Below are 12,346 nucleotides of genomic sequence, written 5' to 3'. Positions count from 1 at the left end.
AGGAGCAGGTCGACCTGGCGAAGGACACCATCGCCTACTGCCGCATCGGTGAGCGCTCCGCGCTGACCTGGTTCGTGCTGCACGAGCTGCTCGGTGTGGAGAACGTCAAGAACTACGACGGCTCGTGGACCGAGTACGGCTCCCTCGTCGGCGTGCCGATCGAGCTCGGCGCGAACAAGTAATCCCGGACCCCGACCTCTAGGACAGGACAGAGAACATGTGTGGAGCGCAGGTCGGCGGCCCCGACGCCTCGACGATCAAGCCCGGTGAGACCACCATCCAGGGCCAGGTGACCCGCGACGGCGAGCCCGTCACCGGTTATGTCCGGCTGCTGGACTCGACCGGGGAGTTCACCGCGGAGGTGCCCACCTCTGCGACGGGTCAGTTCCGCTTCTACGCGGCCGAGGGCACCTGGACCGTGCGCGCACTGGTCCCGGGCGCCACGGCGGACCGCACGGTCGTGGCCCAGAAGGGCGGCCTGGCGGAAGTCGCCATCGCCGTCTGAGCGATCATCTGAGTGATCGCCCGAGTGATCATCTGAACGGCCGGCACAGCCGACCGGACAACCGCATACCGGCCGAAGGGCCGCACCCCCGGGGTTGGACGCCACTGGGAACGGGGTGCGGCCCTTCGGTCGTTCCGAAGCCCACCCGGTCGTAGCCTGGAGACATGTACGCGCGACGCCGTCACGCCTACTTCCTGCTGATGGGCGTGTGCCTCGTCCTCTTCGTGTCCTCCTGGGCCTTCGTACGGCTCTGGTCGGTGCCCGCGGCTGTCGCGATGTGCCTGGTCGCCATGGCCATCCCACCGCTCGCCGCCGTGGTCGCCAACCGGCGCGGCCCGGAGGACCGCTGGTGGGACGCGCCTTCCGGGGACCCGCAGTCCGACGAGTGGTGGGACGAGCTGGACGGCAAGAAGAAGCCGGGCGGCAAGAAGAAGCCGGGCGGCCGATAGGGCTTCACGGGCCGCGGCCGGCCGGCGCCGGTCAGTACACCAGCAGTGCCGGTCAGTACGCGAGCTGTGACGGTCAGTACACCAGCGCCTGGACGCCGTCCGCCGTCGCCTCGCTCACGAAGACCTGCGCCCCCGCGATCCGCACACCGTCGATCACGTCCTTCTCGGTGATCTCCCGGCGCGCCGCGCACTGGGTGCACAGGGTGACGCCCCCGCCCGCCAGGACCGACTCCATCAGCTCCGGCAGCGGGGCGGCGTGCGGCAGCTCGAACTCCGCCGCCCGCCCGGGCAGCGCGAACCACGCGGACTCCCCGGTGAGCCAGAGCGACACCTCCACCCCACTGGCGACGGCGACGGCCGCCACCGTGAAGGCCTGCGAGCACCGCTCCGGTGCGTCGGCCCCTGCGGTCACCTTGATCACGAGCTTCTTCGCCATACGCCGAACTGTAATCCGCGACGTTGCACACGGGTCCGTCCCCCGGTGGTCACCTGTCTGCTCAGGCGGCACGCAGCTGCGCCAGGCGTATGTCCTGGCGGGCGACACGCTGGCTCTGATCGTTCAGGAGAGGGCGGGCGGCGCGGCCGCGGTCCCTTCCACCAGACGGTCGTCGTGCGGAACCAGCTGCCCGGCCGAACCGTGCGGTTCCGGCTGCCGGTCCGGCCGGTCGTACCTCACACCGGGGTCCGGTCCGCCACCCATTAGGCTGGGGACCGGCCCTGTCATCGCCCACACCGCTCATCCGAGGAGCACCCCGTGCTTGAGGCATTCTTCGAAGCCCTGCTGGTCCTGGTCTGCGTCGGCGTTCTCGCCTTCACCGGGCTGGCCGTGAAGAAGCTGTACCAGGGTCAGCGCTGACGCGCGCGTTCACCGCCCGTACCTCAAGAGATCGCCAGAGCTGCTCATGATCGAGATCCCGTCCGACCTCAACCCGAACCTCGTCCCCCTCGCATTCCTCCTCGGGACCTGGGAAGGCGCGGGCGTATCGGACTTCCCCGGCGCCGAGAAGTGCAACTTCGGCCAGTCCGTGACCTTCAGCCACGACGGCCGGGACTTCATCGAGTACGTCTCGCGCACCTGGGTCCTGGACTCCGAAGGCAAGAAGGTCAGGCCGCTGGAGAGCGAGAGCGGCTACTGGCGTGTCGACGAGACGCGCAAGGTCGAGGTCGTCATGGTCCGCGACCAGGGCATCGTCGAGGTCTGGTACGGCGAGCTCGCCGACAAGAAGCCGCAGATCGACCTGGCGACGGACGCGGTCGCCCGCACGGCCGCCTCCGGCCCGTACAGCGGCGGCAAGCGGCTGTACGGCTATGTCAACGGCGATCTGATGTGGGTTGGCGAGAAGGCCACCCCCGAGGTGCCGCTGCGGCCGTATATGTCGGCGCAGCTGAAGAAGGTCGTCACGCCCGACGAGGTGGCCGCCATGGCGCGCAGCCTGCCCGAGCTGCCCGACGACGGAATCGCCTTCTTCAAGTAGGTCCCGGTCCCTAAGTAGGTCCCGGTCCCTAGACTGGTGGCGTGGTGAGCACCGACTGGAAGAGCGATCTTCGGCAGCGCGGCTATCGGCTGACGCCCCAGCGCCAGCTGGTGCTGGAAGCGGTGGATGTGCTGGAGCACGCCACGCCGGACGACATCCTCTCCGAGGTGCGCAAGACGGCCTCCGGCGTGAACATCTCCACCGTCTACCGGACGCTGGAGCTGCTGGAGGAGCTCGGCCTGGTCAGTCATGCGCATCTCGGGCACGGCGCTCCCACGTACCACCTGGCGGACCGCCACCACCATCTGCATCTGGTGTGCCGGGACTGCACCGAGGTGATCGAGGCGGATGTGGAGGTGGCCGAGGAGTTCACCGCCAAGCTCCGCGACAGCTTCGGCTTCGACACCGACCTCAAGCACTTCGCGATCTTCGGCCGGTGTGAGAACTGCACGGCGAAGGCTCTGCGGGAGGGCGCAGCAAAGGCGGCGAGGAGCCCCGCGAAGGGGTCGACCGCCGGGTCGTAGGCTGGGGGCCATGAAGAGCCCTCTGTTGACCCTGCCCGGCGCAGTCCCCGCCGAGGGGCCCGACGAAGGCGTCGCCGCGCACTACGGCGACCTCTTCCGCGAGCAGCGCACACTCGCCGACGGCGCCGGTCTCGTCGATCTCTCGCACCGCGGCGTCGTCACCGTCTCCGGCGAGGAACGGCTCAGCTGGCTGCATCTGCTGCTCACCCAGCACATGAGCGAGCTTCCGCCCGGCCGGGCTGCCGAGGCGCTGATACTGTCCGCGCACGGCCATATCGAGCATGCGCTGTATCTCGTCGACGACGGCGAGACGGTCTGGGCGCATGTCGAGCCGGGCACGCAGGAGGCGCTGATCGGCTACCTGGAGTCGATGAAGTTCTTCTACCGGGTCGAGGTCGCCGACCGGACCGACGACTTCGCGGTGGTCCATCTGCCGGCCGGGTCGATCGCCGAGGCGCCGGAGGGCGTCGTCGTCCGGGAGACCGCGCACGGCCGCGATCTGTTCCTGCCGCGGGCCGATCTGGAGGGCTACGCGGCCGGGCACGGGCCGCTCGCCGGGATCTGGGCGTACGAGGCGCTGCGCGTCGAGCAGCATCGGCCGCGCCTCGGCTTTGAGACCGACCACCGCACCATCCCGCACGAGCTGGGCTGGATCGGCACCGCCGTCCACCTCCAGAAGGGCTGCTACCGGGGACAGGAGACCGTCGCCCGCGTCCAGAACCTGGGGAAGCCGCCGCGCCGGCTGGTCTTCCTGCATCTCGACGGCAGCGAGGTGCAGCTGCCCGGACACGGCACGCCCGTACGGCTGGCGTCGGAGGGCGAGGACGGCCGCCAGCTCGGCTTCATCACCACCTCCGCGCGCCACCACGAGCTGGGGCCGATCGCGCTGGCGCTGGTCAAGCGGAACGTTCCGGTGGACGCGGAACTGGTTGCGGGGGAGACGGCTGCGGCGCAGGAGGCCGTGGTCCAGCCCTGAGGCGTCAGACCTCCACCAGGATCGTGAACGGCCCGTGGTTCGTCAGAGACACCCGCATGTCCGCGCCAAACCGCCCGGTCTCCACTCTCGCCCCCAGCGCGCGAAGCTGTGCCACCACCTCGTCGACCAGGGGCTCCGCGACCCCTCCGGGCGCGGCAGCGTTCCAGGTGGGGCGACGGCCCTTTCGGGCGTCCCCGTAGAGGGTGAACTGCGAAATCACCAGGAGGGGTGCATTCACGTCGGAGCAGGACTTCTCCCCTTGGAGAATCCGCACCGACCACAGCTTCCGGGCGAGCTGCGCCGCCTTCTCCTCGGTGTCCCCGTGGGTGACTCCCACCAGCACACACAGCCCTTCGCCGACGATCTCGCCGACGGTCTCTGTCCCGGACTCGCCCGCGACGACGACCTTCGCGCCGTCGACCCTCTGTACCACTGCACGCATGCGGATCAACCTATCCGGGGTTGAAGGGGCGCGGACCGCCTGCATCCGGCGCATTCGGAGTGGCACGATGCACCGAGTCGGTGCTTCCATGCGCCGGTCGAGGGGACGGACACACGCATATGAGCATTTCGGACGCCGGGCGTTCCGCCGCCGGGCCCGTACCACTTCCCGCAGCGGACCGCAGGCCGGACTTCGCCGCCGCTGAGCGTACGTCGGACTTCCCGTCCGGCCACGGCCTGAGAAAGCCGCCCCAGCAGCGGACGGCGGGCGAGCTCCCTGATCCCCCGCGGTACGAGCTGCCCGCCCTGCAACTGCACGAGCTGCGCACCCTAAGCCGGGACGCCCAGCGCGACGAGGCGGATCTCAGCTATCTGCGGAGGCTGCTCCAGGGGCGCATCGACATCCTGCGGGCCGAGCTGGCCCACCGCAGCGACCCGGAGGCGCCGGTGGTCGACCGGCTGTCGGAGATCCTGGCCGACGCCCCGTCCCGGCAGCGTACGTCCGCCCGCCATGTGACGCTGTCGACGCCGTACGGCGAGGAGTACCGGCGGCTGGCCGCCGAGATGCTGGACGAGGTGGAGCTGTCCGACCTTGACGCCCGCACGGACGAGGAACTGCACACGGCCATAGGGCGGCTGATCCGCCATGAACAGCAGGTCTCACGCCGTCGCCAGCTGCTCCAGCGGACCGCCGACGGGTGCAGCGCGGAGATCGCCCGCAGGTACCGTGAGGGAGAAGCACAAGTAGACGACCTGCTCGGCTGACGGCAGGGGCCCCACCGGGCCCGGGTCTGACAGGGCGGGTCCACCCCCCACTGGAAGGCCGACGATGTCCTCCTCCGCCACCTCCGCGATATCCCCCTCTTCTCCGGCGTCCCCGATATCCCCGGTGCTCGCCGAAGTCGTGCGCTCCGGATTCGTCGAGGGCCGTCATCGCGGGTCGCTGGTCGTACTGGCCGCCGACGGAGGTGTGGAGCTGACGCTCGGCGACCCGGAGGTCCCGGTCTTCCCCCGCTCCAGCAACAAGCCCATGCAGGCGGCCGCCGTGCTGCGCGCCGGGCTCGACCTCGCGGGGGAACGGCTGGCGCTGGCGGCCGCCAGCCACTCCGGCGAGGGTTTCCACCTCGACCTCGTACGCAAGATGCTCGCCGAACACGGGCTGACCCCCGCCGAGCTCCGGACCCCGGCCGATCTGCCGCTGGACACGGCGGAGGCGGAGAGCTATCTGGCGGCGGGCCAGGTGCGGGACAAGGTGGCGATGAACTGCTCCGGCAAGCACGCCGCGATGCTCGCCGCCTGCCGTCTCAACGGCTGGGACCTGGAGAGCTATCTCGACCCGGCGCACCCGCTGCAGCAACTGGTCCGCACGGCCGTCGAGGAGGCCGCGGGCGAGCCCGTGACCGCGGTCGGCACGGACGGCTGCGGTGCGCCCCTGATGGCGATCACCCTGACCGGCCTGGCCCGCGCCTACCGGGCCTTCGTGCTGGCGGAGCCCGGCACGGCCGAGCGCCGGGTGGCGGACGCGATGCGGGCCCACCCCGAGTATGTGGCCGGCACCCGGCGCCCCGACACCTGGCTGATGCGCGAGGTGCCCGGCGCGCTGTCGAAGATGGGCGCGGAGGCGGTGCAGGCGGTGGCGCTCCCCGACGGCCGGGCACTCGCCTTCAAGATCGACGACGGTGCGATCCGCGTGCTGGGCCCGGTGCTGGCCCGGGCCCTCGCGCGGATGGGGCTCGACGCGCCCGTGGTCGGCCGGATCGGGCGGATGCCGCTGCTCGGCGGCGGGGCAGAGGTCGGAGAAATCCGCGCGACTTTCTGAGGTCCGCCGCTCTAGCGTGAGCCGTATGACGCATGCGCACGCCGACACACGGACGCCGACCGGGACACGGACGCCGACCGGGACACGCACGCCGATCGACATACGCACGCTGACCGACTCCGAGTTCCCCGACTGGCTCCGGGTCCTGAACACCGGCTTTCTGCGCGCCCCGACGCCCACCGACCGGGATGTCGAGACCCGGCGCTCGGGCGTCGTCATCGACCGCACGCAGGGCGCCTTCGACGACGGCCGGTGCGTGGCGACGTTCCGCTCCTTCCCGCAGGAGATCACGGCGGTGGGCGGGGCGGCGGTGGCCGCCAGCGCGGTCACCAATGTGAGCGTCTCGCCCACGCATCGTCGCCGCGGGCTGCTCAGCCGGATGATGGCGAAGGACCTCGCGGCGGCGAAGGAGCGGGGCGATGTCGTCTCCACCCTGATCGCCGCCGAGTATCCGATCTACGGGCGGTTCGGCTTCGGGCCGGCCGTCTCGGTCGCCGAGTGGACGGTCGACGTGCCGCGCTCCGGACTCGATCCGCGCCGGCCCGGGCCTTCGGCCGAGGACGGCGGCCGGGTCGACCTCGCCACGGCCGACGAGGTGCGCAAGGAGGGGCCCGCGCTGCACGAGCGGCTGCGGGCGGAGCGGCATGGCGTGGTCAACCGGACCGAGCACGGCTGGAAGCTCGCCACCGGGGAGCTCACGGTGGACTACGACCCGTGGAAGGAGCCGTACTACGCGCTCTACCGCTCGGCGTCCGGGGATGTCGAGGGGCTCGTCGCCTACCGGGCCGACGACAAGTGGAGCGAGTCCGGACAGCCGCAGAACACGGCGACGGTGCAGGACCTGATCGCGGTGACCCCGGCGGCGGAGCGGGCACTGTGGCACTTCGTCTGCTCCGTGGACTGGGTGACGGCCGTGACCTCGGGCTTCCGGGCCCCGGACGATGTGCTGCCGCTGCTGCTCCCGGACAGGTGCGGCACGGCTGATGTTCGTCGCGGACTTCCTGTGGGTGCGCCTCCTCGATGTCGTACGGGCCCTTGAGGCGCGTACGTATCCCGTGCCGGGCTCCGTCGTGCTGGACGTACGGGACGAGGCCGGCCTGGCCGGGGGCCGCTTCCGGCTGGACGCGGGCCCGGAGGGCGCGAGCTGCGCACCGACCGATGCGTCGCCCGATCTGACCCTGGACGTCGGCACGCTGGGGTCGCTCTGGCTGGGCGACGAGTCGGCGGTGCGGCTGGCGGCGCTGGGCCATGTGACGGAGGAGACGGCCGGGGCGGCGGGGACGGCCGATGTGCTGTTCCGCACGGCCAGGCGGCCGTGGTGCCCGGACGTCTTCTGATCGCCGGAGGGACGCCCGCTGATCGCCGGTGAGGCGCCCGCGGTTCCTCCGCGGGTCAGCTCCCCGTCTGCAGGACCGGGGCGATCAGCAGGACCCCGCCGATGCCGGCGCAGGTGCCGTTCTCGGTCTTCAGCCCGATGCTCAGCAGCGTCACACCCAGCGCGGCGGTGAAGCCGTAACGCCACTGCACGAACTGCTCTATGGCGAGCGTGATGAGAGGCATGGACGGTCACTCCTTCGGGGGCTTCGCTGCCGGGCTTGCACCTCGTTGTGTCAACTCCCGTACAAATTAGTTCGGTTGACTTGATGGGTTGTTTCCCTTCGAGGGGCTGTCTGCAAACTTGTCTGGTTGTTGGGGTTGGTTGACGGTGTCGGGTTGCCGCCTCTTGTCGGCGGATGGGCAGTTGTAGGGTTGTAGGGTGACAACTCATGGGCCCGGTCCGAGCGATGCGACCTACCGCTACCGTTGGGTCGCAGACGAGCTGCGCAAGAAGATCAACAGCGGTGCCCACGGCCCGGGGGAGCGCCTGCCGACGCAGGGCGAACTGGCCTCGGAGTACGGGGTATCCCGGGCGACCGTCATCCAGGCACTCGATCTGCTGCGCGAACGGGGGCTGATCGTCACCCGTCAGGGAAGCGGCACCTTCGTCAAGAGGCGCCCGCCGGCCTTCGCCCGCCCTGCCGAAGGAGAGGACACGAGGGACGGCCACGGGGCTGACGGCGACGGGGCTGACGGCGACGGGGCTGACGGTGACGGGGCGGACGGCGACGAGCTTTGGGCCGTGGTCTCCGAACGGGTTCCGCCGGTGGTCCTCTCGCCCTATCTGGAGGAGGCGTTCGCCGCGCGGGACGTCACCCTCGACGTCTACTCGATGACCACCGAATCCCTCGCCACCCGCGTCACCGACCAGAAGGCGCGCATCGTCTCCGGCCGCAGCCGCCCCCCGCGCAGCATCCGGGCCCGGCTCATCCTGCCGGACGCCAGGTCACCCCATCTGTCGATACCCCGGCGCACCGACGGCACGGACGACCCACGGGTGCGCGAGCGGCTGCGAGGCATCCTCCAGGCACATGCCACCATGCTCAGGGAGGCTCTGTACGAGCTGCGGAACCGGGGCTTCGTGCCGAAGGTCTCCGTCGAGGTCCGGCAGGTGCAAACCGCCCCTCAGCTCAAGCTGTACATTCTGAACCGCCGACTGGCGCTGCAAGGCTTCTACATCCCGGAAGAGGGGACCGTCACCCTCCCGCCGGACAACGAAGAGGTCACCATCCTCGACGCATACGGCACCGGGGCCACCCTGTTCCCCTTCCGTGCCACAGCCGACCCCACCCAGGCCGGCATCGTGCACGACGCCCAGGAATTCTTCGACCAGACCTGGAAGAACAAGGCCAAGAAGGCGGACTTCTGACCGTGCTGCCCCTGCCCCCCGTCGCCTCCCTCGCCCCCGTCGACCTGCGGCGCGCCCTGTCCCGGGCCAAGTGCCTCATCCTCGACCTGGACGGGCCGGTCGCCTCCGTCTTCGCCGGAGCGCCCGCCGACCGCATCGCCGGGGAACTGCTTCGGATCGCCGACGGGCACGGCTGCCCGCTGGCCGAGCTGAGCGGATGTGCCGACCCCATCGCCGTACTGCTGCGTCACACGGAGGAGCTGAAGCGGGACGGGACCTCAGACGTCGGGCGCCGCCGGGGGCGCGCCGTCGCCGAGATGCACGACGCGCTCGACGCCTGGGAGCGCAAGGCCGCCGAAACCGCGACGCCGACGCCGGGCGCGGCGGACTTCATCCGCCTCTGGCACTCCGCGGGCCGCCATCTGTCCGTCGCCACCAACAACTGCGCGGACGCGGCCGTGCGCTGTCTTGAGCGGCAGGCTCTGCTCGACTGCCTCGACGGGCCCGTCGTCGGCAGACCGCGCGACGCCACGCTGATGAAGCCCGACCCGTATCCGCTGCGCCGGGCAATGATCCCCGGCATTCCGGCGGAGGACCATCTGATGGTCGGCGACACGGTCACCGACCTGCTGGCCGCGGGTGCGCTGTCCATGCCGTTCTGCGGCTACCACCGCTCGCAGGAGGGCCGGCGGCGGCTGCGTGCGGCCGGCGGCGGGCCGGTGGCGGCGTCGATGGGCGAATTCACCTCCGCCGCACGGGCACTGGGGCTGTGAGCGGGCAACTGCCCTCAGAGGAACATCAGCTGAACCGTGGTGACATGAGGGGCCGCAGCTCAGGAGAGTTCCGTGCCGCGCCCGCACCCCGGGACGCCTGGCCGGTCCGGCCTGCCGCCCGGCCCCGGCGAAACCGCCGGACGCCGGACGCCGGACGCCGGGCGCGGCCCGAACCGGGCGGGTCGGCCGGACTGCGTGCCCGCCCTCGCCCTCGGCCTCATCGTGGACGTCGGCCGATGACGGCCGGATGACGGCGGGACAACGGCGGGACGAGGTCCGGATGGCGGCGGGACGAGGTCCGGATGGCGGCGGGACGAGGTCCGGATGACGGCGGGCCAACGTCCGGCGTCGGGGCTCAGACAGTGAGCAGCACCTTGCCCCGCAGACTCCGCTCCTCGATCGCGCGATGGGCGTCACTCGCACGCTCCAGCGGGAACGTCCCGCCGACCACCGGGTGGAGACGGCCCTCGGCGGCGGCCGCGACAGCCCTGGCGAGCAGCCGCACATAGGCGTCGTCGGCCAGCTGCACTTCGGCGATGCCCGTCAGCTTGACGCCCCTGCTGTCCGCCTCCGCCGGGTCGATCTCGGCGAAGCCGCCGGTCGGCGCGCCGTGCGCGGAGAACCGCCCGCCGTCCGCGAGGAGTCCGAAGGCCGCCAGGCCCATCTCGCCTCCGACGCCGTCCAGTACGACGTCCGCGCCGCCCTCGCCGAGGGCGGCGCGTGCCGCCTCGGTCCAGTCCCCGGCCGTCGCGTCCACGGCGGCGTCCGCCCCCAGCTCCTTGACGAGGCCGGTCTTCTCCACACCCCGCGCCACTCCGACGACCTCGGCTCCCGCGGCCTTGGCGAGCTGGACCAGCAGCGTCCCCATGCCTCCGGACGCCCCGAGGATCAGCACCGTGTCCCCGGCGTCGAGTCCGGTCGCCTCCAGCAGCGCCTCCGCGGTGGCCCCGTCGTGCGCCAGGGCCGCGGCCTCCCGCAGCCCCAGCCCGTCGGGCACGGCGACCAGCCTCGACTCGGCGGCGACGGACTTCTCCGCGTATCCGCCCCGGACGCCCACGGAACCGACCACCCGCCGCCCGAGCCACGCTCCGTCGGCTCCGTCGCCGACGGCGACCACGGTCCCGGCGACGCCGCCGCCCGGCACATACGGCGTACGCACCCCGAACGGCTCCGCGAACGCGCCCGACCGGATCTGCGTCTCCAGGAAGAGGGTGTCGACCGCCGCCACCTCGACCACCACCTGCCCCACTCCGGCGGCCGGCTCCGCCACCTCGGCCACCTCCAGCACCTCGGGCCCCCCGAACCGCTTCGCCTGCACCGCACGCATATCGTCCGCACTCCTCTGCTCGCATCTGCTTCCGTGCGCAAGCCTCAGACATGAAGTGAGGTTGAGGTCAAGGGCGGTGAGAAGAGGTCAAGGACGGTGGAACGACACCTCCGGATAGCCGGCGGACGGGCCGCGGAGCAGCGGCTGGGGGATGCCCTTGAGATGGGCGTCGAAGAAGGCCGCCGTGTACGCACGGGTGATCTCCAGTGCGCGGGAGCCGGGCAGCGGCGGCTGCCCGCCGCCCGAACCCGGCTGAGGCAGCCCGAGTTGGTCCAGGAAGGCGGGCAGGTCCGAGAAGCTGTAGTGGGTCGATTCGGCGACCGTCAGCCAGCGCTTGCAGCCGTCCAGCCGCTCCCACGCCTCGTCCCAGCTGGTGTCCGTGCCGCCGGGGAGGTGGGTCTCGTCATGGGTGCCGAGCATCAGAAACGGCCTGCCGTCGAGCCCCTCGGCGGGTACGGCCGTGCTGCCGAAGGCGCCGTCCATGTTGACGCCCGCGCGCACCCGGCGGTCGCCCGCCATGGCCGCGGCCGCGCTTGCGCCGCCGATCGAGTGGCCGGCCATGCCGATCCGTCGGGGATCGATCAGCGCGGCGTGCCGCCAGGCCGGGCGGGGCCCGGTGAGTCGGTCGAGGACGAAGGACACGTCGTCGCCGCGGCCCTGGACGAGGGCGTCCCGGTCCTCACCGGTTCGCACCTTCTCGCAGGCCACGCAGGTCAGCATCCGGCCGCCGGGGAAGGCCGTGCCGACCGACTCGTACGCGTGGTCCACCGCGGCGACCACATATCCGCGGGAGGCCAGGTCTTCGGCAAGGCCGGTGAGCGTGGAACGCGGCGCCCCGAAGCCGGAGGAGAGCACTGCCAGCGGATACCGGCCCCGGGCGCTGTGCACGGGTCGGGCGGCGACTCGGCCGTGGACGGCGGTGGCGCCCAGGGTCTCCGGAGGGAAGGCGTCGGCCATGTCATAGGCCTCCAGCAGCAGCCGGGCCTCCTCCGTCGTCGTGTACCGGGCGGGACGTCCGGTGCCGTGCCGGGCGGGGTAGTACATCTCCACCATCAGTTCACGCGCCCCGGCCTCCGGCACCCATGGGTCCGGGCGGCTGGGGTCGACGAGATGGAGGGTGTCGCGGCCGACGGCGTACGGGCCGGCAGGGCGGGGCAGCCGGGTCCGTACGTCGGTGACGGAGGCCGCCAGTGTGGACGCGGTCGGCGAAGAGCCGGTCGGCGGGGAGCCCGTCGGCGGAGTCGGAGAAGCAGCCTGCGCCTCCAGCGGCAGCGCGGCGAACGCCAGCAGCGCGGTGCCCGCCAGGGTGAGGGAGCGTGAAAGTCTCGGCAT

Annotated in this window: 15 protein-coding genes and 1 pseudogene; 11 read left to right on the top strand and 5 right to left on the bottom strand. The window is 71.6% G+C overall.

From position 1 onward, the window contains the following. The 3 genes from QCN29_RS13465 to QCN29_RS13455 all read left to right on the top strand — a co-directional run. A partial coding sequence (locus QCN29_RS13465) for a sulfurtransferase (RefSeq protein ID WP_279928106.1) occupies nucleotides 1-182 on the top strand: 182 nt, incomplete at its 5' end. A 35-nt stretch (nucleotides 183-217) separates the two neighbouring features. Continuing rightward, on the top strand, nucleotides 218-505 hold the full coding sequence (locus QCN29_RS13460) for a DUF1416 domain-containing protein (RefSeq protein WP_240139685.1): 288 nt from the start codon (nucleotides 218-220) through the stop codon (nucleotides 503-505). Between the two features lie 164 nt (nucleotides 506-669). Then, nucleotides 670-954: a DUF3099 domain-containing protein gene (locus tag QCN29_RS13455; RefSeq protein WP_240139684.1), complete on the top strand. Its 285-nt coding sequence runs from the start codon at nucleotides 670-672 to the stop codon at nucleotides 952-954. Nucleotides 955-1,027: 73 nt separating this feature from the next. Here QCN29_RS13455 and QCN29_RS13450 read toward each other — a convergent pair whose 3' ends face one another. After that, nucleotides 1,028-1,390: a DsrE family protein gene (locus QCN29_RS13450; RefSeq protein ID WP_279928105.1), complete on the bottom strand. Its 363-nt coding sequence runs from the start codon at nucleotides 1,388-1,390 to the stop codon at nucleotides 1,028-1,030. 466 nt (nucleotides 1,391-1,856) lie between these two features. Between QCN29_RS13450 and QCN29_RS13445 the strand changes: the two genes are divergently transcribed. Genes QCN29_RS13445 through ygfZ form a run of 3 tightly spaced genes read left to right on the top strand, consistent with a single transcriptional unit; the run spans nucleotide 1,857 to nucleotide 3,929 of the window. Continuing rightward, complete coding sequence (locus QCN29_RS13445; RefSeq protein ID WP_240139682.1) at nucleotides 1,857-2,429, top strand: FABP family protein; 573 nt, start codon at nucleotides 1,857-1,859, stop codon at nucleotides 2,427-2,429. A gap of 41 nt (nucleotides 2,430-2,470) precedes the next feature. Next, on the top strand, nucleotides 2,471-2,953 hold the full coding sequence (locus tag QCN29_RS13440; RefSeq protein WP_279928103.1) for a Fur family transcriptional regulator: 483 nt from the start codon (nucleotides 2,471-2,473) through the stop codon (nucleotides 2,951-2,953). Between the two features lie 10 nt (nucleotides 2,954-2,963). Then, nucleotides 2,964-3,929, top strand: a complete 966-nt coding sequence (gene ygfZ, locus QCN29_RS13435; RefSeq protein ID WP_279928102.1) for a CAF17-like 4Fe-4S cluster assembly/insertion protein YgfZ — start codon at nucleotides 2,964-2,966, stop codon at nucleotides 3,927-3,929. A gap of 4 nt (nucleotides 3,930-3,933) precedes the next feature. Here the strand turns inward: ygfZ and dtd are convergent, their stop codons facing one another. Continuing rightward, nucleotides 3,934-4,371: a D-aminoacyl-tRNA deacylase gene (gene dtd / locus QCN29_RS13430; protein ID WP_279928101.1), complete on the bottom strand. Its 438-nt coding sequence runs from the start codon at nucleotides 4,369-4,371 to the stop codon at nucleotides 3,934-3,936. Nucleotides 4,372-4,490: 119 nt separating this feature from the next. On the opposite strand from dtd, the gene QCN29_RS13425 reads away from it, so the two are divergent. The 3 genes and pseudogenes from QCN29_RS13425 to QCN29_RS13415 all read left to right on the top strand — a co-directional run bounded on the left by QCN29_RS13425 (nucleotide 4,491) and on the right by QCN29_RS13415 (nucleotide 7,526). Then, nucleotides 4,491-5,135 (top strand): RsiG family protein, encoded by a 645-nt coding sequence (locus QCN29_RS13425; RefSeq protein WP_279928100.1) that lies wholly within the window; start codon nucleotides 4,491-4,493, stop codon nucleotides 5,133-5,135. 64 nt (nucleotides 5,136-5,199) lie between these two features. After that, nucleotides 5,200-6,189 carry an asparaginase gene (locus tag QCN29_RS13420; RefSeq protein WP_279928099.1) on the top strand — a complete coding sequence of 330 codons (990 nt, stop codon included), beginning with the start codon at nucleotides 5,200-5,202 and terminating at the stop codon, nucleotides 6,187-6,189. A 25-nt stretch (nucleotides 6,190-6,214) separates the two neighbouring features. Continuing rightward, nucleotides 6,215-7,526 (top strand): annotated as a pseudogene (locus QCN29_RS13415) (GNAT family N-acetyltransferase). Between the two features lie 55 nt (nucleotides 7,527-7,581). Here QCN29_RS13415 and QCN29_RS13410 read toward each other — a convergent pair. Then, nucleotides 7,582-7,749 carry a hypothetical protein gene (locus tag QCN29_RS13410; RefSeq protein WP_279928097.1) on the bottom strand — a complete coding sequence of 56 codons (168 nt, stop codon included), beginning with the start codon at nucleotides 7,747-7,749 and terminating at the stop codon, nucleotides 7,582-7,584. A gap of 196 nt (nucleotides 7,750-7,945) precedes the next feature. Here QCN29_RS13410 and QCN29_RS13405 point away from each other — a divergent pair, with 196 nt between their 5' ends. After that, a complete protein-coding gene (locus tag QCN29_RS13405) occupies nucleotides 7,946-8,935 on the top strand; it encodes a GntR family transcriptional regulator (RefSeq protein ID WP_279928096.1) in 990 nt (329 codons plus the stop codon). 2 nt (nucleotides 8,936-8,937) lie between these two features. Then, nucleotides 8,938-9,687 (top strand): HAD family hydrolase, encoded by a 750-nt coding sequence (locus QCN29_RS13400; protein WP_279928095.1) that lies wholly within the window; start codon nucleotides 8,938-8,940, stop codon nucleotides 9,685-9,687. 355 nt (nucleotides 9,688-10,042) lie between these two features. On the opposite strand, the gene QCN29_RS13395 is transcribed toward QCN29_RS13400, so the two are convergent. Together QCN29_RS13395 and QCN29_RS13390 are read right to left on the bottom strand one after the other, a co-directional pair. Further along, on the bottom strand, nucleotides 10,043-11,014 hold the full coding sequence (locus QCN29_RS13395; RefSeq protein ID WP_279928093.1) for a zinc-binding dehydrogenase: 972 nt from the start codon (nucleotides 11,012-11,014) through the stop codon (nucleotides 10,043-10,045). A gap of 87 nt (nucleotides 11,015-11,101) precedes the next feature. After that, nucleotides 11,102-12,346: an alpha/beta hydrolase family protein gene (locus QCN29_RS13390; protein ID WP_279928092.1), complete on the bottom strand. Its 1,245-nt coding sequence runs from the start codon at nucleotides 12,344-12,346 to the stop codon at nucleotides 11,102-11,104.

This window comes from Streptomyces chengmaiensis, assembly GCF_029846775.1.
GTDB classification, from domain to species: domain Bacteria; phylum Actinomycetota; class Actinomycetes; order Streptomycetales; family Streptomycetaceae; genus Streptomyces; species Streptomyces chengmaiensis.
The sequence above is the reverse complement of the archived record's forward strand: the minus strand, read 5'-3'. Positions and strand labels throughout refer to the sequence as shown.